23 protein-coding genes and 1 rRNA gene are annotated in these 23,348 nt (G+C 41.3%); 12 read left to right on the top strand and 12 right to left on the bottom strand.

The features are described from left to right. The first annotated feature begins 13 nt into the window (after window positions 1-13). The 3 genes from AC1DQW_RS13405 (at window position 14) to AC1DQW_RS13395 (ending at window position 2,368) form a co-directional block, all read left to right on the top strand. Window positions 14-1,342: an acetylxylan esterase gene (locus tag AC1DQW_RS13405; RefSeq protein ID WP_477454541.1), complete on the top strand. Its 1,329-nt coding sequence runs from the start codon at window positions 14-16 to the stop codon at window positions 1,340-1,342. A gap of 226 nt (window positions 1,343-1,568) precedes the next feature. Beyond that, the gene (locus AC1DQW_RS13400) at window positions 1,569-1,886 is read left to right on the top strand and encodes a hypothetical protein (protein WP_477454540.1); all 318 of its coding nucleotides are present in this window, start codon (window positions 1,569-1,571) and stop codon (window positions 1,884-1,886) included. Between the two features lie 86 nt (window positions 1,887-1,972). Continuing rightward, a complete protein-coding gene (locus AC1DQW_RS13395) occupies window positions 1,973-2,368 on the top strand; it encodes an energy transducer TonB (protein ID WP_477420101.1) in 396 nt (131 codons plus the stop codon). Window positions 2,369-2,759: 391 nt separating this feature from the next. Here AC1DQW_RS13395 and AC1DQW_RS13390 read toward each other — a convergent pair whose 3' ends face one another. The 6 genes from AC1DQW_RS13390 to AC1DQW_RS13365 form a co-directional block, all read right to left on the bottom strand. Next, window positions 2,760-3,677, bottom strand: a complete 918-nt coding sequence (locus tag AC1DQW_RS13390) for a helix-turn-helix domain-containing protein (RefSeq protein ID WP_477454539.1) — start codon at window positions 3,675-3,677, stop codon at window positions 2,760-2,762. Between the two features lie 17 nt (window positions 3,678-3,694). Further along, window positions 3,695-5,767: a (E)-4-hydroxy-3-methylbut-2-enyl-diphosphate synthase gene (gene ispG / locus AC1DQW_RS13385; protein WP_477454538.1), complete on the bottom strand. Its 2,073-nt coding sequence runs from the start codon at window positions 5,765-5,767 to the stop codon at window positions 3,695-3,697. A gap of 239 nt (window positions 5,768-6,006) precedes the next feature. Continuing rightward, window positions 6,007-6,264, bottom strand: a complete 258-nt coding sequence (locus AC1DQW_RS13380; RefSeq protein ID WP_477454537.1) for a Txe/YoeB family addiction module toxin — start codon at window positions 6,262-6,264, stop codon at window positions 6,007-6,009. Next, on the bottom strand, window positions 6,255-6,449 hold the full coding sequence (locus tag AC1DQW_RS13375) for a DUF2683 family protein (RefSeq protein WP_477454536.1): 195 nt from the start codon (window positions 6,447-6,449) through the stop codon (window positions 6,255-6,257). Before AC1DQW_RS13375 ends, AC1DQW_RS13380 begins: the two co-directional genes overlap by 10 nt. A 40-nt stretch (window positions 6,450-6,489) precedes the next feature. Beyond that, a complete protein-coding gene (locus AC1DQW_RS13370) occupies window positions 6,490-7,101 on the bottom strand; it encodes an RDD family protein (protein WP_477454535.1) in 612 nt (203 codons plus the stop codon). 119 nt (window positions 7,102-7,220) lie between these two features. After that, window positions 7,221-8,216, bottom strand: coding sequence for an MBL fold metallo-hydrolase (locus AC1DQW_RS13365; protein ID WP_477454534.1), 996 nt, complete (start codon window positions 8,214-8,216; stop codon window positions 7,221-7,223). A 235-nt stretch (window positions 8,217-8,451) separates the two neighbouring features. Here AC1DQW_RS13365 and AC1DQW_RS13360 point away from each other — a divergent pair, with 235 nt between their 5' ends. The 4 genes from AC1DQW_RS13360 to AC1DQW_RS13345 are packed head-to-tail and all read left to right on the top strand — an operon-like array spanning window position 8,452 to window position 10,845. Next, window positions 8,452-9,021 (top strand): pentapeptide repeat-containing protein, encoded by a 570-nt coding sequence (locus tag AC1DQW_RS13360; protein ID WP_477454533.1) that lies wholly within the window; start codon window positions 8,452-8,454, stop codon window positions 9,019-9,021. 46 nt (window positions 9,022-9,067) lie between these two features. Then, the gene (locus AC1DQW_RS13355; protein WP_477454532.1) at window positions 9,068-9,775 is read left to right on the top strand and encodes a M23 family metallopeptidase; all 708 of its coding nucleotides are present in this window, start codon (window positions 9,068-9,070) and stop codon (window positions 9,773-9,775) included. Beyond that, window positions 9,772-10,533: a DUF4846 domain-containing protein gene (locus AC1DQW_RS13350; protein ID WP_477454531.1), complete on the top strand. Its 762-nt coding sequence runs from the start codon at window positions 9,772-9,774 to the stop codon at window positions 10,531-10,533. Before AC1DQW_RS13355 ends, AC1DQW_RS13350 begins: the two co-directional genes overlap by 4 nt. Before the next feature lie 51 nt (window positions 10,534-10,584). Then, complete coding sequence (locus AC1DQW_RS13345; protein WP_477454530.1) at window positions 10,585-10,845, top strand: hypothetical protein; 261 nt, start codon at window positions 10,585-10,587, stop codon at window positions 10,843-10,845. A gap of 44 nt (window positions 10,846-10,889) precedes the next feature. Here AC1DQW_RS13345 and AC1DQW_RS13340 read toward each other — a convergent pair whose 3' ends face one another. Beyond that, window positions 10,890-11,396, bottom strand: a complete 507-nt coding sequence (locus tag AC1DQW_RS13340; RefSeq protein WP_477454529.1) for a DMP19 family protein — start codon at window positions 11,394-11,396, stop codon at window positions 10,890-10,892. A 10-nt stretch (window positions 11,397-11,406) separates the two neighbouring features. Further along, the gene (locus AC1DQW_RS13335) at window positions 11,407-12,426 is read right to left on the bottom strand and encodes an aldo/keto reductase (protein WP_477454528.1); all 1,020 of its coding nucleotides are present in this window, start codon (window positions 12,424-12,426) and stop codon (window positions 11,407-11,409) included. A gap of 187 nt (window positions 12,427-12,613) precedes the next feature. Between AC1DQW_RS13335 and AC1DQW_RS13330 the strand changes: the two genes are divergently transcribed. Next, the gene (locus AC1DQW_RS13330) at window positions 12,614-12,940 is read left to right on the top strand and encodes a hypothetical protein (protein ID WP_477407664.1); all 327 of its coding nucleotides are present in this window, start codon (window positions 12,614-12,616) and stop codon (window positions 12,938-12,940) included. 80 nt (window positions 12,941-13,020) lie between these two features. On the opposite strand, the gene AC1DQW_RS13325 is transcribed toward AC1DQW_RS13330, so the two are convergent. Both AC1DQW_RS13325 and AC1DQW_RS13320 read right to left on the bottom strand, forming a co-directional pair. After that, window positions 13,021-14,001, bottom strand: coding sequence for an acyl-ACP desaturase (locus AC1DQW_RS13325; RefSeq protein ID WP_477407660.1), 981 nt, complete (start codon window positions 13,999-14,001; stop codon window positions 13,021-13,023). Between the two features lie 50 nt (window positions 14,002-14,051). Then, complete coding sequence (locus AC1DQW_RS13320; RefSeq protein WP_477454527.1) at window positions 14,052-15,158, bottom strand: glycoside hydrolase family 5 protein; 1,107 nt, start codon at window positions 15,156-15,158, stop codon at window positions 14,052-14,054. 342 nt (window positions 15,159-15,500) lie between these two features. Here AC1DQW_RS13320 and AC1DQW_RS13315 point away from each other — a divergent pair, with 342 nt between their 5' ends. The 4 genes from AC1DQW_RS13315 (at window position 15,501) to AC1DQW_RS13300 (ending at window position 22,214) form a co-directional block, all read left to right on the top strand. Next, a complete protein-coding gene (locus AC1DQW_RS13315; protein WP_477454526.1) occupies window positions 15,501-16,598 on the top strand; it encodes a sensor histidine kinase in 1,098 nt (365 codons plus the stop codon). 14 nt (window positions 16,599-16,612) lie between these two features. Next, the gene (locus AC1DQW_RS13310) at window positions 16,613-18,694 is read left to right on the top strand and encodes a cellulose biosynthesis cyclic di-GMP-binding regulatory protein BcsB (RefSeq protein WP_477454525.1); all 2,082 of its coding nucleotides are present in this window, start codon (window positions 16,613-16,615) and stop codon (window positions 18,692-18,694) included. A 110-nt stretch (window positions 18,695-18,804) separates the two neighbouring features. Next, on the top strand, window positions 18,805-20,649 hold the full coding sequence (locus AC1DQW_RS13305; protein ID WP_477454524.1) for a glycosyltransferase: 1,845 nt from the start codon (window positions 18,805-18,807) through the stop codon (window positions 20,647-20,649). Further along, window positions 20,646-22,214 carry a hypothetical protein gene (locus tag AC1DQW_RS13300; protein ID WP_477454523.1) on the top strand — a complete coding sequence of 523 codons (1,569 nt, stop codon included), beginning with the start codon at window positions 20,646-20,648 and terminating at the stop codon, window positions 22,212-22,214. Before AC1DQW_RS13305 ends, AC1DQW_RS13300 begins: the two co-directional genes overlap by 4 nt. 171 nt (window positions 22,215-22,385) lie before the next feature. On the opposite strand, the gene AC1DQW_RS13295 is transcribed toward AC1DQW_RS13300, so the two are convergent. Both AC1DQW_RS13295 and rrf read right to left on the bottom strand, forming a co-directional pair. Next, window positions 22,386-22,766 carry a nuclear transport factor 2 family protein gene (locus AC1DQW_RS13295; RefSeq protein WP_477454522.1) on the bottom strand — a complete coding sequence of 127 codons (381 nt, stop codon included), beginning with the start codon at window positions 22,764-22,766 and terminating at the stop codon, window positions 22,386-22,388. A 476-nt stretch (window positions 22,767-23,242) separates the two neighbouring features. Further along, window positions 23,243-23,348 (bottom strand): 5S ribosomal RNA (rrf, locus tag AC1DQW_RS13290); the annotation flags it as partial.

Below are 23,348 nucleotides of genomic sequence, written 5' to 3'. Positions count from 1 at the left end.
AATATAAGTAATCATGACCAGCCTAAAACCTTATATCACTCTAAAAACTTATATCACTATACTTGGCATAATCTGCCTTTTAGCTATAAATGGCGTTAGCGCGAAAGTTCCTGTTCATAAAGATGATGGGGAGCTGTCAACCATGCTTACAGCAGGCAGTAAAGATGCCATTTTTAGCAGCCGTGCCAGCTATACCTTCAATGTTAAAAATGCCACCGATGCCACCCAAACGGGTACGGTATCTTATATTGCAATGACCCCGGCAGGTGTTATTGTTGCTAAAGAAACCAGGCCGGTAAAACTATCTAAGCACAGCAGTGCGGGCTATGATTTTACAATACCATCTCAAAAACCAGGATTTTACAAAATAAACTTCATGGTGAATGTATCTGATTATGATGATACCACCCGCCGTGTATTTGGCATCAGGCCCGACGAGATTCAATCAGAACACGGCCGCCCGGTTGATTTTGATAGCTTTTGGCAAAGCACCAAAGCCGAATTAGCCGCGGTTAAGCCCGATTTTAAAATGACCGAAAAAGTTGATCAATCAAGCAAAAACCGAAAGGTGTACCTGATCGAGATGAAATCATTAGATAATATTACCATTCGCGGGTGGCTTACTATTCCTAAAACAACAGTTAAAAATAAAAGGTTCACCACGCTTTTGGTTTTACCTGGTTACCAGGTTGATTTGAAACCCATGCTTGGCCAGGATGATGACATTGCCATATTTGCCCTTAACATACGCGGGCAGGGCAACAGCCGCGATGTGATCCATCCTAAAAGGCTGGAATTTATCAGTCTGAATGTTGAGGATAAAAACAAGTATGTACTTCGCGGCGCCATTATGGATTGTATCCGTGCGATTGATTTTATCTGTTCGCGACCCGAGCTTGACTCTAAACGCATTGAAGTATCCGGCGGCAGTATGGGCGGTTTCCTTGCTGCAGCCGTAGCCGGGCTTGATAGCCGCACCCAGCTGATATCATCACAAAACCCAATCCTCAGCGACATCCGCAACCTTACCGACCAGGAAGACTGGCCGACGTACGCCCTGTGTAAGTATGCCGGAGAAAAAGGGTATAAATTTGATAAGATCCTGGATAACCTGGATTACTTCGACATCAAGAACTTTGCACAAAACATTCAAACGCCTATCCTTTTAGGAATCGGACTGCTTGATCATCTTGCACCACCCAATAACGAGTACGCGTTTTACAACCTCATCCCCCGGAAATACCGCGACATTATGGTTTTTAAAGACCTTGGCCACGAAGTACCTATGGTTTATGTATTGGAAGACGGACATAGGATGAGGGATAAGTTTGGGTTGTTTTAGGAATACGGGAGAAATAATAAAAAGGGACCTGTAATTGTATTTTTTCTCTATTCTATATTCTTTTTATACCTGCGTTTAACAGCCTCTCTACCAGCTGGTCTGCAATTTCTTTGCCATATTGTTCGGCTATTGTTACTATACAGTCATCATATGTTATAAACCAAACCCGGTATTGTTACAAGAGTTTTTAAAATTGTAAAATTGCTTCATCAAACGCTCAACAATTATGGGACGCATAGTAATAGTAGCCTACAAACCCAAACCCGGTAAAGCCGAAGCATTAAAAGAACTGACCAAAACCCACGTACCGCGCCTGAAAGCGGAAGGGCTGGTAACTGACAGGGAAGCCATAATTATGGAAGCTGCCGATGGTACAATTGTAGAAGTTTTTGAATGGCTGTCTGCCGAAGCTATTCAGCAGGCCCACCAAAATAAAGTGGTGCACCAGCTATGGGCAGAGTATGCCGAAGTGTGCGATTATGTGAACTTAAGCAGCCTTGCCGAAGCCGGGAATATGTTTGCAGAGTTTAACGCGGTGTATTAACAAATCTATCAAAACGCATCAGGTTGTGTTGTTGGGTTTCTGTATTCACAAATAACACGAATATTAACAAATAAATATTACATACAATGAAATTTAAACTTGTATTAATTTGGGGAATTTTTACCCTTTGCGGCTCAGAACAGCGGGCACTTGCCCAACGCCCAAAAAAAACTGCTGATACAGTAGTCTCCGCAACGCCCAAAGAAGTATTGCCGGAGTTTCCGGGAGGGCAGGCAAAACTGGATGAGTTTATCAAATCAAAATTACACCCGGTAAAAGGGTTATCCGGAAAAAAGGTAATTGTTTACTTTGTGGTAGAAAAGAATGGGCAGTTAAACCACGTTAAAGTTATAAAAGGACTTACTGTAGAGGCGAATAAAGAAGCGGTGCGGGTTATTAAGCTTTTGCCAAAGTGGAAGCCTGGTTCGTTAAATGGTGTTATCCGGAGAGTTTCTGACAGTGCATCGGTTGTTTTAATTTAGCGAAGGTTTTTAAACTAAAAAGGCAAACTCAATAAAAGTCTGCCTTTTTTTTCATATGTCTGTTTATATATTGAAGCCGCAAACGGCTGGTTGTTTTTGTAGTGTTTGTTACCTATATAGTTGGGTTTGCATTCTCCCTAAATCATTTACCTGTAAATGATGGTCAAAATCTGGAAAGTTCCAAAGTAAAGTTGAAGTAACCTGCCTTTTATTAACTCTATGTTTTGCTTTTTCATGGCTGTTGTTATTTGATTGACATGTCAAAGGTACTGCCGATACCGCGGCTCATCAATCTCAATAAATCGGTTTTAACAACCAATTTTTCCGTTTAGTGATCATTACCGTCAGGCAATAGTCATAACGGAGGCACGGAAAGATAAATGGAGATTTTTTATTGGAGCTGCTTAAACTCCGAAGGATTACTGCCGGCAAAACGTTTAAAAAAACGGCTGAAATGCGAACTGTTATCGAAGTTAAGCCGCTCGGCAATTTCCTTAATGCTGAGGCCTGATGAGGATAACAGGTATTGCGCTTCAAGGTAAAGGCGGTTATGAATAACATGCAAGGCATTTTGCCCGGTTTCGCCCTTTACAATTTCGGTTAAATATTTACTGGAGATGAATAGTGCATCGGCATATTCCTGCACCGTTTTTAAGGTTAAAAACTGATCTTCAACCAATTTTTTAAACTTATATACCAATTGGTACTGTTTACTTAGGTGGCGCGTGGAGTGCAGCAAACAGTTTTCGCAGGCCCGGTTCATTTCGTACAGCAGATCTGTTAACAACAGGCGAAGGATCTGCAAATGGAAAGCGCCTTGCTCCCGGCTCTCGTCACTTATTTTTTCGTAAAGCGACTTTAAGGATGCGCAACTTTTTTGCGACAGACCATAAATTGGCGGATAATCAGGATTTATCTCCAAAAGATTATCCAGGATGTTTTCTTTAAGAAAATTATTGGTCAAAAATTCTTTTTTAAACAGTACCTGGTACAAAAGCAGGTCGGGAGAAGCATCCTCAAAAGAGGTGATAAACTGGGGCGATACCAAATGAACCGAGTTGGTATAAACTTCAAATACAAAATGCCCTATTGTTTTTTTACAGCTGCCCCTAAGGCACAAAATAACCGAGTAATAATCGGTTTTAATCGGTAAGCTATGGTTTACACCTGGCTCGTTGGTTAATACAGCAAAATCATCCTGGTTCCAGCCATCATTAATTATTCCAAATTCTGCATAGATATTGCCGGCCAGTTCCAGGTGCCGCTTAAGGGTTAAAGGAATAGTTGAAACGGTGATCTTGTCGCTCATAAATATGGCTTGCCGGGTTATTCCTGTTCTATCCAGTTACCATCTTCCTTAATAATCCCAATCAGTTCATCAAGGGCGTTTGCCGCGCTAATGTTTTTCTTTACAGCTTCCTTACCGCGGTAAAGGGTGATCTTATCAGTACCCGAACCTACATAACCATAATCGGCATCAGCCATTTCGCCCGGACCATTTACAATACAACCCATAATACCGATTTTTAGCCCTTTAAGGTGACTTGTACGGCTGCGGATCATCTGCGTAGTGATCATCAGATCGAACAAAGTACGCCCGCAGCTTGGGCAGCTGATATATTCGGTTTTGGAGATGCGTGACCGGGTAGCCTGCAAAATACCAAAAGCAGTGGAAGTAATCACATTGGAAGGAACTTCAGGCGCATCAATCCAGATCCCGTCGCCAAAACCATCAACCAGCAAAGCGCCTAAATCTGTAGCGGCGTAAAGTTGTAGTTTAGATGTGAGATATGAGATTTGAGATATGAGACCTGCCTCACTTTCGGACTTTCCGACTTCCGGACTTTCGGACTCAAACTTATAGCCTCTTTTCACAATCACCGGAACATCTAAGCCCAACTCTTCCATTTTGAAAAAGAAACCACGCTGATCGGCCATGCCATGAAGTTGGTTTGTTTCCAATACAAATACCAGGGTGTTATCAAAAGGCAATGAGCCAAATTCTTCCGAATCTATATCTCCAGGTACTATTTCCACCAGGTTTAATGCCGATGTACGATCTGTTGCCCCGATGTATTCCTTTAGGGTGAATAACGGATGGCAATTGGTTTTATCGGCAAGTTTTTGCCAGGTATTGTAGTTATATAGCTGTTTTAAATTAGCCGGAAAAGTAAACGACGGTAATTCATCTGCCAGGTAAACAAAATCAACCGATTGCTCGGCCATGTTGTATTTATCCAACAATGGAGCGTACAGGTACCCTGCATCTGCCAAAATAGACGGATCTTTCAGGTTTTTTGCAGATAGATCGATCACTACCCTTGGCACCATATGCCCGCCGATGAAGGCATTGGCCTCATAAGTATGACGTTTTTTGTATTCGTAAGGATTATAAGAAGGCGAAAGGCGAAAGGTGAAAGGTGAAAGGTTTTCTTTATCTTCTACTTCAAGGCCTTTCACCTTTTGCCTTTCGCCTTTAACCTCTTCCGTTCTCAAAGTATATCGTTTCACCAATTCAATAGCCACCGGAGCTTCAGCCTCGGGTTCCTCGGTTAGGGAAACGCGGACGGTATCGCCCAGGCCATCCTCTAATAAAGTGCCTATACCAACAGCAGATTTTATACGACCGTCCTCGCCGTCGCCGGCTTCGGTTACGCCAAGGTGCAGCGGGTAGTTCATGCCTTCGGCAACCATGGTTTCTACCAGTAAACGGTAGGCCTGCACCATTACCTGCGGATTGCTGGATTTCATGCTGATCACCAGGTTATAGTAATTCAGCGCCTCGCACATCCGCATAAACTCCATGGCCGATTCAACCATACCCTGCGGGGTATCACCGTAGCGGCTCATGATACGGTCGCTCAGCGAACCGTGGTTGGTACCAATGCGCATGGCAGTACCATATTCTTTACAGATATTAACCAACGGCGTAAATTTCTGGTAAATACGGTCGAGCTCACCCTGGTATTCCAGGTCGGTATAATCTATCTGGTCAAATTTCTTTTTATCGGCGTAATTGCCGGGATTTACGCGCACCTTTTCAACAATACGGGCGGCTACCTCGGCAGCGTTAGGGGTAAAGTGAATATCAGCAACCAGGGGTACATTATACCCGCGGGCGCGAAGCTGCTTTTTAATTTCGGCCAGGTTTTTTGCTTCTTTGATGCTGGGCGCAGTGATGCGTACATATTCGCAACCGGCATCAACCATCCTGATAGACTGCTCAACGGTACCAATAGTATCCATGGTATCGGTAGTTGTCATGCTTTGAATACGGATAGGGTTATTGCCGCCCATAGGCACATCACCAATGTTCACCTCGCGGGTAACAAAACGCGAATATTCGGTTAACGAATTACAATAACGGCCTTGCAGCAATTTAACGGCATCAGTATTCATGCAGCGGATAATTAATGAGATGCAAATTTAATGAATATGTAGGGGAATAAGTTGTTTGGATGTAAATGATAAATTAATAGGCGGTTATTTTATTGTAAGGTTAAAGTAGTTTTTATTTAAGATAAAGGGCGATTCTTTAAATATCTACAATGTAAATAAAAACACCGATTCGATACACCTGGAGTGGGGTAAGCTTAAATATAAATTGGAAAAGAAAAGATAGTTGAATAATTAAAGATTTAATAATGACCTTTTAAAGAATATACATTGATGATATCATCCTMTATGCCATAAATTATCCTGTGTTCGCCATTGATCCGTCTTGACCATTTGCCAGATAATTGGTGTTTTAAAGGTTCTGGTTTACCAATGCCTTTAAACGGCGATTCTCTTATAGAAACAAGAAGTTCACGGATTTTATTTTGAATGCCAACATTGCCGGTTTGTCGCCATTCATTAAGATGAGTTAAAGCTTTGGGAGTAAAAACTACTTCCATAAATTATCAATATCCACTTTAACCCCTTTTCCGGCTTTTAAATCCTCATCTCCCTGGAGAATCATTGCCACAAATTCAGGATCATACGGCTTTTCTTCTTCAAATGAAATTTTAAAAGCTTTCATAAAAGTTTTTAAAGCATCCAGTTGCTCTTTGTTTTGGGGATGTACAATCAGCGTTTCCATATTCAAATTTAAGCATTTATGTTTTAAGCATCAACCGCTATTAAAACAACCGCTCCTTAATTACCACTGTGCCGGCCATCATATCATGCAGGCACTGCTGCTGCTTGTTAAAAAAAGCGAACAGGTAACCGATAAAAAATGTCAATACCGAAAATATTTTACACAGGTTGCGGGCTATAGCCTTACCTACGCTGATGCGATCGCCGTGCATATCCGCTACTTTTATTTTGAGCATTTGCTTGCCAAAGGTGGCCTGGCTTGCAGAGCTTTCCATCACAACATGGTAAATGATCTTGGCAAAGGGCACACATGCCAATAAGCTAAAACTCACTATCATGCGGCTCTCTTTATCCTGCATAAATATAATTACTACCGCAAAAATGATGAGCACAAATACCCCAAACACAATAAACCAATCTAAAAACGAGGCTAATAGCCGCTGGTCAAAACTGCCGAAGTATTGCATCAGCAAAGCTGGTTTGGCAAAGCCTAAAAGCTCCCTTAGTTCGGCAATTTCCTGGGCTTCCTTGTAATCGTCCATTTCGGGAGTTTTCACAAAATCGCCCGGCTTTATTTTTTTGGCCTTTAGCTCATCCATGCTGAAAGGGCCTTCGGGCTTGCCGTTAATAACCAAAATATAGGATTGTGACATGTTACAGGACTTTTTTATTGGAATAAGGAAAAGGAGAAATGTTACAAGCCCCTTCTAAATCTCCCCCGCCGATTGGCGTGAAGGCTTTTTAGCCCCCTTCCGGGGAGGGTTGGGTGGGCCTACATAAACCTCTTCCACCACTCCGAATTATATGCTCCCTTAACCTCAGTTGGTTTACCTGGCTCGGGTACAAAAAGGCTTATTTTTTTGTCTTTTGCCATTTTTTCCAATCGTTCAACAGGCTCGTACCAGGCATGGGGAGCCAGGTTGAAGGTGCCATAATGTATCGGCATCATCAGGTTGCCTTTAAGTGCGATGTGGGCATTTGAAGCATGATCGGGCCCCATGTGGATATCCGGCCAGAACTTGCCGTAAGCTCCAACTTCCAGCATGGTTAAATCAAAAGGGCCAAATGCCTCACCAATCTCCGCAAAACTTGGCGACCAGCCAGAATCGGCCCCGAAGTAGATATTATGTTTTGGGCCTTTTATTACAAAGCTTGCCCACAAGGTTTCGTTACGATTAACTATCCCCCTGCCCGAAAAATGCCTTGCGGGGGCCGAAGTTACTACTACATCATTGCCTATCATTACGCTATCGCCCCAATCCATTTCGGTAATAAAGTTTTTCAATATTCCCCATTGCACAAGGTATGGCCCAACACCTGTGGAACAATAGAACGGTATAGACTTACCGGCAAAGAATTCAATAGTTTCCTTATCCAGGTGATCATAATGATCATGCGACACGATCACCGCATCAAGCGGCGGCAGATCATTTAAAGCGATGGCGGGCTTAAAAAAACGTTTAGGTCCGAAGAGCCTGGAAAAAGAAGCCCGCTCGCCCCAAACTGGGTCGGTAAGGATGCGTTTGCCATCAATCTCTATCAGTATACTGGAGTGGCCCACCCATGTAATACGCAGGCCGCTTGCCGACGGAGTATTATAAACAGTAACATTGGTTTTAAAAGGCCCTATTTGTTTTTTTGGCGAGTTTTCGGCTTTGCTGTTCATGTACTCCCTCATAATAGGGACCAGTTTGCCAAAGCCGGCTTCGTCGGTAGGTATAACATTGATGTACTTTTTCTCTTTTTTGCGGGATCCTGCTAAACTCATAGAACAATTATAGTGCTTATCTTTATTACGATATAATTAACGCAATAAAGTTACGTTTGATTGGCCTGCTGTGACTTTTATTACGCGGGAATGATATTAGTATCAAGTCGTGAGTATCTGGTATCAAGAACTTTTATGCTTGGTTTAGCAGGAATGTTCTGTTTGAGCGGCAAGGCAAATCTTAATAAAACAAAAACTTAATACCTGATATTAAAAAATACCTGATACTTGCAAAATGCAACATATCGAGGACGAAACCTTCACCAAAACCCCGGCTGCACAGCTTACCGGCCGTAACCGCACTTATGAAAACTGCAAATTCATCTCCTGCGATCTTTCCCATGCCAACCTCAACGGTGTAATTTTTATTGATTGTGTGTTTGATGGCTGTAACCTGGCTCTTGCCGATGCGGCCGACGCAGGTTTCCAGAACATCCTGTTTAAACACTGCAAACTCAGCGGACTAAACTTTGGCAAAGCCCGCGATTTTTTGTTCGAGGTACATTTTGAAAGTTGTATACTTGATAATGCCATCTTTTACAAAAAGAAAAACAAAAAGGCCCGCTTCGCAGATTGCTCCATGACCGAGACCGACCTTACCGAAGCCGACCTTACCGAAGCTAAATTCATCAACTGCAACCTTAACCGGGCGTTCTTCAGCCACACGATATTGAAAGGCGCCGATTTGCGCAGCTCTTATAATTACACTATCGATCCGGACGATAACATGATTAAAAAAGCCATGTTCTCTATTCATGGCCTGCCCGGCCTGCTGGCTAAATACGATATTAAAATTGAAGGATAATATTCTGATGGATATTTAGTTATATTTATTCTTCAGAATAAACCTTATGCGCAAAATTGTACTGCTTGTTGGAATGTTAATTATAATGATTGGGGTACATGCTCAAGATTATAAAACTATTTGTAACCACATCAACGAACTTAATACTGCCGTGCTAAACGCATCAATAAAAAAACCTGATGCAGCTAAACAATTTAAATTACTCATCGGGCAGCTTAGACAAAACAGACATGTGCCTGAGGCTTTGGATAACTGGGTATTTCCCCTCCGCGGTTATAATTACCATGCAATAGGAGGCAACGGCAGTGGCTATTACGATAAGGGTTACAATTACCTCGATGGAAACAAACATGCAGCGCATCCAGCCCATGACATATTTATTAACGATAAAAACCAGGATTGCATAGACGATAAAACCGGCAAAACTGTTGACGTGGTATCTGTTGATTATGGCATTGTAATAGCCTGCAGCGATACCTGGCAACCTAATAGCAGTTTACGCGGCGGCAAATATATTTGGATATACGACAATTATGGTAACATTACCTACTACGCCCATAACAACACCATATTTGTAAAACCCGGCGACGAAGTAAAATCCGGCCAAAAAATTGCCGAGGTTGGCCGCACTGGCTATAACGCTTACAAAAAACGCTCGCCAACGCATTTGCATTTTTCTGCGTTCAGGCTGGTTGATGATATGCCTGTACCTTTCAACCCCTATCGGCAACTAAAACAAGCCAAAACCTTATGAAAGTTTTCTTAATGCTAATAGCCTCAATGCTGATGGCCGGTCCGGTAAAAACGGATAACGTGGTAACCCGTTTTAAAATACCCGCAGGTTACAGGCAAAGCCCTGTAATTCCCGGTAGTTTTGGGGCATGGTTGCAGGCATTGCCACTTAAACCTTATGGTTCGCAATGTTTAACCTACCAGGGTAAGATAGCCCGTACCGATGCCTATACCGCCGGGATACTGGATATAAGCGTTGGTAAAACCGACCTGCAGCAATGTGCCGATGCTGTAATGCGCCTGCGTGGCGAATACCTGTACAGCCAAAAGAAATATCAGGATATTGCGTTCAACTTTACCAGCGGCTTCCGTTGCGATTTTGTGCATTATGCTGATGGCTACCGTTACAATAATGACCGCTGGGTATTGAAGGCAAAAAAGGATTACGGCTATGATAACTTTCTCCGGTATATGACTTTAGTATTCAGCTATGCCGGTACACTATCTTTGCAAAAAGAATTGAAAACTGTAATTAACCCGGCTGCCTTAAAAACAGGCGATGTATTTATCAAAGGCGGATCGCCGGGGCATTGTTTTATTGTAATGAATGTGGTGGAGAATGCCGCTCACCATAAAAAGTTCCTGTTAGCGCAAAGCTATATGCCCGCCCAAAGCATCCAGTTGCTTCAATACCAGCAAGATCCCTGGTTTAGCATTGATGAGCCTGCCTATATCCTGTACGGCGAATTGGTTAGCCCTGTTTATTTAAAACAGTTTTAGTAACGCGAAGCCCCTTAACTGTTTGGCATAGCGATTGCCTTGTTTGATACCATGATAGAATTCCTAACAACCGGACTGCACATATTTGTTATTGTAATGATAGGAGGCTTTATCATATTCAGCACCATGGCATTAACCGGAAAGTTTGACCATTGGGATTCCCGTTTTATTCAAAAAAGCCAACATATTTTCCGCCGGGTAAGACGGTATTTTAGCCGTAACCGTAAAAGAGAAAAGCTTCACAAAAAGGAGGATTATGAAGGCAGCCGCCATGAACACTATGTACACCACAGAACGAAGACAATTGAATAAAAATTACAAGGTAAAATTATAATTATCCCGTTTAAAGGCACCGTCTATACTATCGTGGCGAATGCATCAATATTGTTCTCAACATATTCTCTAATGATTTTGGTTTCGTCATCCATTATTTCATAAAATTCGTTGTCGATATATTCAAATTCAGGGTACTGTTTATACATATTTGAAAAATCTTCCTTAGTATTCAGTTTAAGTAATTCATCCTTTTTAAGCAAAAAAAAGTCTGTGGCTTTATCAACTGTTGCAGCAAGTTTTTCGGCCCCCCAAAGCCGGATGTTATTACTGAATGCTTTATTTAAAATATCACTATGACCATTAAATATCAACTGCAAAAAGCCTCCGTTAACTACCTGCCCATATAAATTGTTAAATAATATCAGCGTTTGTTGTTTTAGGTAAAAAAGTCTGGCAATTTCCGAAACTTCTCCGGTTTGCATTACTTCATAATACTTGTCAATAAAAAGGAACAAAAAATCCCAGGCATCATCGCCAGCATTTTCAAGTTCAACCTTTGTAACAATAGGTAATATTTTTTCACTCATAACATTATAATTACCTTTTCTCCACCCTATCATAAAATCCGCCGAAGCTATTATTTTTAACAGCTTCCTCGTTAAAAAAGTCGCCGGGAAAACCTAACTCAATAGCGCTGGCATCGCTCAGGCGTTTCATCTGATCGGCGTTTAAAGTAACATCAACGGTTTTTAAATTATCCAGCAGCTGATCTACTTTGGTAGCGCCCACAATCGGGATACACGAAAAATATTGCTGGCGGGTCCAGTTCAGGGCCACGTGGCTTTCGGATACACCAAGTTCGGCGGCTACTTCCATTACTACTTTTGTAATCTTTTCCGCACGGGCATTCAGTCGGTTGCTTTCGGGTTTTATACGTCCTTTATCACCTTTTAAATATTTACCGGTAAGCGCGCCTCCTGCAAGCGGGGCCCATGGCGTAACCGTCATCCCAAAATGTTTGGCCATTGGTATCAGTTCGCGCTCGGCGGTACGGGCAAGCAGGCTGTACTCTACCTGTAAGGCAATAAACTGGCTCCAGCCCATCAGCTCGGCCATGGTGTTCCCTTTGGCTACCACCCAGGCGGGTGTATCGCTTATGGCAGCATAAGTTATTTTGCCTTGCTTAATCAGGTCTTCCATAGCGCGCAGTACCTCATCAACCGGGGTAATATTATCCCAGATATGCAGGTACAAAACATCAATAAAATCAGTTTTCAGGCGCTTCAGGCTTTCCTCCACACTACGCATCATATTTTTACGGTTATTGCCCGATGCATTAGGGTTGGTTATGTTATCCTTTAGGGTGTATTTGGTAGCCAGCACAAAATAATCACGGTCATGGTTACCAATATAATCGCCGATGATCTTTTCGCTGGTGCCCAGTTTGTAAATATTGGCAGTATCCAGGAAGTTGCCGCCGGCATTGGCGTAGGCGTCCATAATAGCAAAACTGGTTGCCGCATCGGCACCCCAGCCTCCTTCGGTACCAAAACCCATGGTACCCAGGCATAGTTCAGAAACTTTAAGGCCCGAGCGGCCAAGTAATTTGTAGTTCATATAAGCCCCCTCTAAATCTCCCCCTGAAGGGGGAGACTTGTTGTTTTTTTAGATTGATATTTATTAACAATTGCCCCGATATACCTTCATAATGGCATTTTAAAGCCCTCTCCATTGGGGAGGGTTGGGTGGGGCTCAAACAATAACAAATTTGCTTTGTAATATTAAACATTGCAAATGTATTATCATGAAAATTATAACACTCCACTCGCCTATTCATATTCATGAGTTATTTAATATCCTACAGCATAAGCTAAACCCGCTTTTTCATGAGTGCCGGCATAGTGATATTAACTTTACCATAAGCGGGAAGGATGATGTTCTTGAAATAAGTCAGCCGGATTTGTATGAAGGTGTTTTGTTCAGCCTGCACATCAATGGCAACGAACTTTGGATAACCCGAAATGAGCATTATGTAGATGATGTGAACTCGCTGACAATTGAATCAATCCTGAACAGATTGTTTGCCGATGTTGCCGGCAGCCGGGGTACCGACCTGGTGCGGGAAGGCTAATGCCGATGTATACCCAAAGTACGCTAAACAAAAAAAGACGCATTTCCATGCGTCTCTCCTTAAATATCTTTTAATAAACCTTACCCGTTTATCCAGCTAAATTTATATTCCAGCATAGGGTTTTTCATACGGTCGGCTACACGTATCAGGCGGCCGGGCAGGTTCATGATATAATCACGGGCCTTTTCGCCGCTTTCATTAAGGTCGGTAACACTTTCAATATGCCAGTCTTCTATAAGTTCTTTCAGTATATCCACATAGTCGATAGCTGTGTAGATACCCAAACGCTGGGCAGCATCGGTAAAGTGGCCAAAGGTTTGGCCTATTTTTAAACCAACTTCGCGCAGGAAATGGGCCGGCATTACAATTTTTTTACGCATCATATCCTCAAAGGCTATCATAGCCTCATTAGGATCAACTTCAAATATCTTTTCAATAAAGTATTTGTATGCTTTAGCGTGGCGGGCCTCATCACCAGCAATTACACCACACATTTTTGATAGCAGGGTATCACCATCTTTTTTAGCCTGCGATGCTACGCGTCTGTGCGATACGTTTGTTGCCAGTTCCTGGAAAGAGGTGTATATAAAGTTGCGGTAAGGATCGGTTCCGGTACCAATATCAAAGCCATCGGCAATTAAATACTGGGTTGATACCTCCATCATACGCATATTAACACGACCAGAAAGATAAAGGTATTTGTTTAGCAGATCGCCGTGGCGGTTCTCTTCGGCGGTCCAGTGGCGGGTCCATTTCATCCAGCCACCAGCTTCATCTTTTGATACGCCATCAACCATGGTAAGCCATGATTCATAAGTTGGCAGTGCTTCTTCGGTAATTGTATCACCAACTAAAACCGCTATCAAATCATAGCTAAGTCCCTGGGCGCTTTCCTGTAATTCTTTGATCTCGTTAAAAAAAGTATCTCTTGAAGAATCAGGCAAAAAATCTGATGGCTGCCATATCGTGTCAACAGGTTTTAAAAAATCATACATCTTTTCGAGCATGAATTTTTCTATGTGGCTCATTACTTCCCTGCGCTTTTCTACAAAAAATTCCATAACAAATTATTAGTCTTCAAAGGTAACATTTAAAGCACAATAATGTTACATCATTTTAAGGCTTTATAACCTATTGCGTCTTTCATACAGGCCGGTAAATTATCCATTGATGGCTTGCCTGTAAATATAGAAAACGTGTCGTTATAATCCCAAAGCATACCCGGTATATGAAGTTTTTTTAACGCTGTTCTTACGGCCTTAATATACCTGCAGCGGCTATCAATATCAGCATATTTATTATAGGCGCCATATTCGCCGCATATAACCGGCACGTCATACTTAACAGCCCAGGTCTTTACTATCTGCAGTTTATCGTTCACCGACTGTTCGTTGCCATCGAGTTTATACAATTCATAGTTAATTTCGCCGCTTGTGCCCTTAGCCTTCGGGTTAAGCACTGGAAAATTTTCCGCACTATAAGGAAATGATACCCCGGTTGTTGCAACCTGGTTGCCTACCCACGCTGCACCCTGGTGGGTAAAAAAGAAAGGTTCATAAAAGTGAAATGTATAAATAATGTTCTCATCGGCAAGTCTTACAAACCGGCTCAGCTCATATATGCTGTTATAGTTTGATGCTCCAATAATAAACGTGCGTGTTTTATCAACTTTGCGTACGGCAGTTACTATATTATATATTGCGTCTTTCCACACATTGGGGTTCATATGGGGCGGCTCGTTATACAACTCAAAAAAAACATCATCGGCACTTGCATATTTATACCTTTTAGCCAATTTTTGCCATAAACTGATAATTTTAGGAGTTTCGGTATTGTAATTGGTATCTGTTAATTTCCCGTAATGGTAATCCAACACCAATTTAAATCCGTATCTATGACATTGCTTAATTACTTTATCAATGTACCCCTGTATTTGCTCAGACGATACGTGTTCTGATTCGAAAAATTTAAATGCTACAGGTAACCTTATGCTCCTGAAACCAAGCTTTTTTAACAGCAAAAAATCGGCATCTTTAATAGCCGCCTGCCCCGGTATGTTTTTATTCCAGGTTTGCTCCAGCCATGAAAAACTGATACCATTATTTAGGGTATATGCTCGTTTAAAGGCCAGCGCGCGCAAGCCGCCGTTTTTTGGACTACTTTTTGCAACACGGCAACCTGTTGTAATAAATAATAATATTAACAAAAACCTTAACATGTTCGTAAAACATATTGTTTTGTTCTTCCACCTATTTTGTTTAAAACAGTCAACCAGCATAGGCCTTAATTTATAATTTCAAGATAACGAATAATGTTTGTTCAAATTACAAAAGAAGAATTAATAAAAGAGACCTCAAAAAAAGCCTGGTATCAAACCAATAATATTGTTTGGACTATTATATTTCTTTACCCTCTTTTTAGCATAGTTGATTTTATATATGCCGAGGATATTTGGCTCCAGTTTTTTATTGTGCGTATAATTATATGCTTAATAATTTATGCTTTGCATAGTTTTATTCAATATAAAAAGTATAATTATCGCATATTACTTCATATTACAATGTTGTTGTTATCTGTAACATCGGCATTCCTTTGTAATATAGTAAATGTTCAAAATCTAAATATATATTACTCGCTTTTTGCCACACTTATATTATTTTTTAACCTGCAGGTGTTTTGGGAGCCTGTTAACTCCATCATCCAGCTTTTATTAGCAATATTATTGCTTGCCATATTTTTTAATATGCAGCATGAATATAATCTTGATATTGCCATCAGCAATGGAGGGCAATTGTTTTTTATTATTGCTGTTATATCATGCCTTATTCCTAATACCCGTTACAAGGTAATGCAGCGCGACGTTAAATCACAGCTAATGATTGAAAAATCAAATGACCAGCTAAAACAGCAAAACACCTCTATCAACGAGAAAAACAACCTTATTGATATGCAATATGAGCAATTACGTAAGCTTGACGGGCAAAAGAATAGCTTTATTAATATTGCGGGCCATGATCTTAAAAACCTCATCGGCTCGATAGTGATGAGTAATAACATGATAAAAGATGAAGATTACCGGCTAAGTAATGATCAAAAAGAATATGTGGGTTATATAACCGAGTCGACCGAGAAGATGCAGTACATGCTTAATAAGCTGATGGATGTTAAAGAAATCGAATCGCCGGAAATGAAATTTAACCTGGAAATATTTGATATAAATATTGAGGTTATGCAAGTTTTTAAAAGCTTGTTTGAAACCGCCCAAATGAAAAACATCCACCTTATTGATAATATTTTAAAGCTGCCGCTTAATGTAAGGCTCGATAAGGTATTTGCAGGGCAGGTATTTCAAAATCTGTTATCAAATGCCATAAAATTTTCGCAAACCAATAATACTATAAAAGTTGTAACCAGCCTTCAGCGCCAACGTTTTGTATTTGAATTAATTGACGAAGGTATTGCTATTGGACAGGATGAATTGGATATGATGTTCAATAAATTAAAAACACTTAATGATACATCGGGCGTTACCGAAAGCCGACTGGGGCTTGGCCTTTCGATAGCCAAACTCATGACCCAGGAAATGGGTGGCGAACTATCATACCGCAGTGACGAGAATGGTAATTATTTCAGAGTAGAATTTTACGTTATAAATTAATTATTTACAACCAGATGAATAAACTTTTATCCCTCTTAGCCTTTTTATTTCTCTTCAGCACGGCATCAAGAGCACAAAACATGGTAACCTTTAAATCGTTGGGCCATGATGACGGCGTAATATATGGCATGAGCGGCGCCAATTCATTTTATTTTAAAATCACACCGCTTACCGAGATGAATGGCAGCAAAGTGGTTTTATTTTTTGAACCATCACAAGCTTTGTTAAAAGAACGCTCGTTCATCAACGTTATTATTAATAATAAGCCGGCATATAGCGGCAGAATGACCAAAGATTCTATCCAAAAAATAGCCCTTAACTTAACCAGGGCCGATCTGTCGAACGATAAATTCCTGAAAGTACAGATAAAAACCCTCCTCACTATAACAGATGATGAGTGCCGCGACCTGGATAATCCTGCCATGTGGATAAAAGTTAAAAACTATTCATACCTGTCGCTGGTGCGCAGCAATAAAAGCTTTTTTAGTAACGTAAACATCAGCAATTGCTTCGATTCAAAAAAAGCGATCGTTTACCCCGCCAATCCATCACTGCACGACCTTAAAGCGGTAGCATGGGCTTATTCAAGACTGAAAAAGACCCAAACAAGAGACATCATGGTGTATGACGAATCTCATGTTCCGGATAGTCTAAGAAACTACATCAGGGTTGGCAATATATCATCACTGCCGGCAGCAGCGCGCGATCTTATAAAAATATCGCCGCAAAGCGATCAGGGTTTATTTTACCTGCACAAATCAATTAGCCTGGTTACCGATACCAATACCCGCATGGTTGAATCAAGGGGCGTACTTGTGCCCGTTAAAGTAGCATCACAGGAAAATGTTATTAAAGAAATTTTATTTGTAACCGGCGGCGACGATAAAGGGTACGAAAAAGCCATCACCGCTTTAGGTAACATGAATGTTTTAAATTCAACTTATGGCGATTACCTGTTGATTGAAAAAGCGCAAAACACCTTTTCCAAAACAATTGATGAAAACCGCTCAAAGCTTTCTTTAAAACAAATTGGCGGTGTTGGCGACTTTCTATCGGGCATAGGTTCATTAAAAAGCGCTTATACCTTTAAAAACAGCGATTTTAGCTTTACACCAAAAGAGGTTGAGATAAGGTTTATAGCCAATTACAGYGCTTTAAGCCCAGGCGACCGCGGTTTCTTCAACATCTATTTAAATGGCTTGCTCATCAGCAGCGAAAAGCTGGATGCAACCGGCAAATTAAATACAGCCATAACCATTAACCGTTACCAACACCATAAATACAACACCCTTGAGGCCGAATTTAGGTTTTACCCAACAAGCGGGCATTGCAAGGATAGTTTTACCAACTTTTTTGCCGAAGTTGATGTAGATAAATCATATCTGGAATCAAAAAACCCTTTTGTAACCAGCGACCTGAGCTTTTATCAGTATCCGGAAGCATTTAATACCGGTACTACCCGCATAGTAGTTACCAAGGACTATGCAAAATATGCCGCCGGCGCAATGGGCGAAATCATTTATGAACTAAACAATAACATTAACGCCAACAATTTCCCTGAATTTGTTTACTCGAGCGATATTCCATCAGCCGATCTTAAAAAATATAACATTATTGCCCTGTTATCAAAAGATGACCCGCTATTAAAGGACTTCGCTGATGCGCCAATTCAGTTCGACAGGGACTTTAGGCTATACAATACCGATACCAATACTCCGGTATATTCATTATCAGATACAGTATCAAACGGCCTGGCCCAGATATTTTACGGGCGCAGCAATAACGCCACGCTGGTTATTACGGCAACCGGAAAACACATTTCCGAAGCGTTCCTGGCTGCTTCAAAATCAATTACCGAGCAGCTTTCAACACTATCAAGTAACGTATGTATATCTGATGTTAACTCAAACAAATACTTGTTTAACATCAATAAATCAAGCGAGAACCTGGAGTATATTGATACCAAAAGCGACCTTACCCGTTTCTGGGACACCTATAATCTTTACATACTGTTAGGCATACTGATATTGATATTATTATCGTTCCTGTATGTGCGGTCAAAAGTTCAAAAATCACAGGATCTGTTTAACGATTAACCTTTTAAAGTATCAAGTAGTTAGTATCAAGATTTTCAGACCGGTACCGGCTACTTGATACTCGATACTAACTACTTGATACTAACCAAACGTAACTTATATTATATATAATGAGTATTTCAATTCCTGAACTTTTGGTTAACGACAGGTTTATATCACCAGGCGATCAGGAAAAGATCAAAAAATTTTCAGAAAGATCGGGGATGTCATACGTTAAGATTGCCCTTAACTTTGGTTATATCTCCCGCAAAAACTACGACCGCTCATTAAGCAACGCCGGTTATCAATTTGCACAAATAAGGGACGAGGCTTTTGACCCCGAGGTGCTGAAAAAGGTAGAACTGAAATTCGCCAATGACCATCTTGCCCTGCCGCTGCGGATACAGAACAACCGGGTGGTAACCCTCATGGCAGATCCAACCAACCAGTTATTTTTGGATTTTATAAGGTTCAACTATGATATGGAACCCGAAATTATTGTAGCCTATGACCTTGACATCACCTGGCTAAGCCATAAGCTGCTTGGAGAAAAATATGTTAAAGCCTCGGTATACGAACTTTTAAGGCGCGACCCAAAAAGTTCGGCATCCATCACCTTTACAACCCCGCAACTGGTTTTCATTTTTAGCCTGCTGGCTTTCATTGCGGTTGGGATGGTATTAAACTTTAAAAATACATCTATCGCTATAAACGTAGTTATCAGCATGTTTTTCCTGGTGGCTATTATATTTAAGCTGTTCCTGGCATTGGTGGGTTCGCGGTTCGAGCTGCACCAGGCGGTTTCCAAAGAAGAGGTACGCAATGTTGTTAATGATGATTTGCCGCCCTACACTATACTTTTACCGGTTTACAAAGAGGATAAGCTGATCAAAAAACTCATCTGGAACCTGCAAAGTTTAGATTATCCGCGCGAGCAGCTTGATATTAAACTACTGATTGAAGAGGATGATGATAAAACACTAAAAGCTGTTCAGAACCTCGATTTCCCGGGTGTTTTTGAAGTGATTGTTGTGCCTTTTCACATGCCAAAAACCAAACCGAAGGCTTGTAACTACGGTCTGCATTTTTCAAGGGGAACGTTTTTAACCATTTACGATGCCGAGGATATCCCGGATACAGATCAGCTAAAAAAAGTGGTAGCGCTGTTTACCAAATTACCGGAGCATTACATCTGCATCCAAAGTGCGCTCAACTACTTTAACCGTAACGAGAACTTTCTTACCCGCATGTTTACCCTTGAGTATTCCTATTGGTTTGATTACATGCTGCCCGGACTGGATACCCTTGATATCCCCATCCCCCTGGGCGGCACCAGTAACCACTTTAAAATGGACGCGCTGATTGAGCTGGGCGCCTGGGATCCGTTTAATGTAACCGAAGATGCCGACCTGGGCGTACGTGCATATGCCAAAGGATATAAAGTAGCCATCATCAACTCTACTACTTACGAGGAAGCCAACAACGAACCATTTAACTGGATCCGTCAGCGGTCCCGGTGGATAAAGGGATATATGCAAACCTACCTGGTGCACATGCGCAACCCGGCTGCCCTTGTAAGAAAAATTGGCTGGAAAGGTTTCCTGGGCTTTAATTTTTTTATTGGCGCCACATCGGCTACATTTTTAGTTTATCCCCTGTTGCTGTCTATTTTTATTTGTTATCTGGTATTTGATTTTTCAACCATCCGCAGCCTGTTTCCGGATTGGGTTTTGTTTATGGCCATATTTAACCTGATGGTGGGCAACATCCTGATGATATACGTAAACATGATGGCCGTATTTAAACGCAGGTATTTTGAACTGATATTGTTTGCCATTGCAAATCCTATTTACTGGTTAATGCATTCGGCGGCGGCATACATGGGTTTATACCAGTTAATAACCAATCCGTTTTACTGGGAAAAAACAAACCATGGTTTAAGTAAAGTTAATAACCCCACAAACGTTGTTAAATGATCATATCAAAAAACCAATTTGTGTTTATAGTAACTGTAATGCTTGCCGCTTATTATATGGTGGTGGGTGTTTATATGAACCATTGGGGCTACTATAACCAGGAAAGTATTTTTTACATCGAAAAAACCAAAATCATTTTTGATGGCCTTGGCAACCGCATAAAAATAATGGGCCTTACGGCACCGCTTTTACCTTTTTATGGCGCCATCATTTTTAGCTCCATCAATACTTTCCTGGCGCCGGTAATAGCATCGGCAATAGGCACGGCGGCTCTGTTTTACGTTATTGCATCGGCAATGAACTCCCGTATAAAAGACGACGACTTTTACCTGTGCATGGTTGCGTTATTGTTCTTTTTTCATCCGGGGATGCTGTATGTAGCTACATCTGGTAAGGCAATTTACCTGGTGCTTATCTTTTTTTTCCTGTTCTTTTATAACCTGTTGAAGTTTTACCGGTCAAACACTACGTTTCACGTTTCACTGGCCAGTATCTCGCTGGTTACATTAATTTTTTGCGATTACAAGTTTATATGGATCTGCCTGTTTTTTATCCCGCTGGTATTGGCCATTACCCTGCAAAGCTTAAACCTTGGCGAAAAGGAGTCCATCTTCAGGTTGTTTTTGAGTTTCAACAATCCATCGCTGCGCCGTAAGCTTGTGGGTAAAACGGCCGCTATTTACATCATCCTGTTTATACTGCCAATAGCATCGGTTATATGTTATAAGCTGCTCAATTTAACCCATGCCAGCGATCTCAACTACTTTATCGAAAGCCCATACGCCACCTGGAATGTACTGGTAGATAAGCTTAATTACGATATGACCACCGCGGCCGTCAACTACCAGCTGCCCGATGTTTCCATATTGGTTTCGGCAAGGGTTATTTATTTTTGCCCGCTTATTTTGGTGGGTATTTACCTTTTCAGGGAAAGCACCTACCAGGCTTTAACCATTTTAACGCCATTTGCGTTTGTGGAGTTTTTGCACATGAAGTATGATAAGCTGTTTATTACTTATGAGTACTACCTCATCTTTCTTATTCTTGCCATATTATGCCTGGTGTTTAAAGCCAAAACCGTCCGTAACCAAAAACTGTTTAAAATTATCATCGTGTTTGTGGTTTTGCTGCAATTATATACCGGGTACATTTTTCTGTCCAGGTCATTTATACATGATGAGAAGAGCTTTATCACAACGCTTATAAACCGAGGCTCCAATACCGACCAGGTCGAAACGATAGAAATGGCTACCTACATTAACAGCCTGCCACAAAATACACATGTACTAATGGACGATGCGGTATCGTACCCTGTTGCAGCATTTACTACTGATATTAAAAGGTTAACCCTGCCCTACCAGAACATTTTTTTAAGCGCCATAGAAACCCCGTACCATTACGCCGACTATATACTTATTGCCACACCTAAAAATCCATTCACAGGCTATACACAGCTCAACGATAAATATATTCCCCTCATCAGGAAGGTTAACAGTGGTATCAACTACAAACGTGCTTACGAAACCGATAACTGGATCCTGTACAAGATCATCTCTATAAATTAACTTTTAACTGTCCTATAACTGAAGCAAAGACTTGTCCTCAACGGCAGTTTTTTTTGATCTGTATTAAAGGCATCCTAATCCGTCAATTGCAAGTGGCAAAATCCGGAGACCCTGAAGGAGGTGAATATCAAATCGACGAAAGACTAAGTTTAACTGATAATATTGCTTTTGCTATCCTTCCCCATCCAAAACCGGCGAGCCCATAATAAACCAGGCTTTCGCAATTTTTTCATTTGCAACTTCATAAATACAAAGCGCATCAATATGCCCAGGTCCATCCGCAAAAGTGCGCGAAACAACCTCAAAGTCCACAACCTTATTGTTGAGCACTGTACGGGTAATCAGTTTGCCAAATAAATTGGGTTCTTTAAACCGGGTAATATGGCGTTCGCGAATAGCTGCCGCGCCGCTGGCTAACAAGGTATCCGGAAACTCATAATACAAAGCATCATCGGCCCAGTAAGTCATAAACAAATCAATATCACGGGCATTGTAAGCATCCAATTGTTTTTTCACTACTTCTTCCATAGTACTTAGGGCGGTATTTTCCATCGGGAGTTTATTTAGATGGGCTAATATAGGGGATTGGATGGTATTTGGAGTTATGCGGCTGCATGAATATGGAGTGTCGAGGGTACAAAGGAACCCTGCAAATATACCACCCGCCATTCCACAAAGTGGTGACACTACTTTGTCAGTACCCCGGAGGGTGTTCCAAAGGGTAACCGGCGGAGCATTTCAGGGTCCCGGCAGGTAGCCGGTAGGGTGGGTTAAGGGATCAAAAAGGGATGCTTAATAATCTTCACACAAACCTCGATATTTCTGCATTTTTCTGCACTTTTTCTCTTTAAAATAACCCTAAAAGTCCCCCTTTTCTGATCATTTATAGCACGAAACTGCTTGTTATAAGCTATTCGCCCATTTTTTGAATTTTGACTTTGACTTTTGACTTAAAGGTTTACCCTGGAAACAAAGGCACACAAAAAAGCCCTTGATCCGTCAATTGACGGACAAGGGCTTGATTTAAGATTGGGCACCGACCTACTCTCCCACGTTTTACCGCAGTACCATCGGCTCTGGCGGGCTTGACTTCTCTGTTCGGAATGGGAAGAGGTAGACACCGCCGATATAGGC

This window comes from Mucilaginibacter sp. P5_A4 (genome assembly GCF_056400605.1).
Note: the sequence above shows the minus strand (reverse complement) of the source record. Positions and strands in the feature narration are given on the sequence as shown.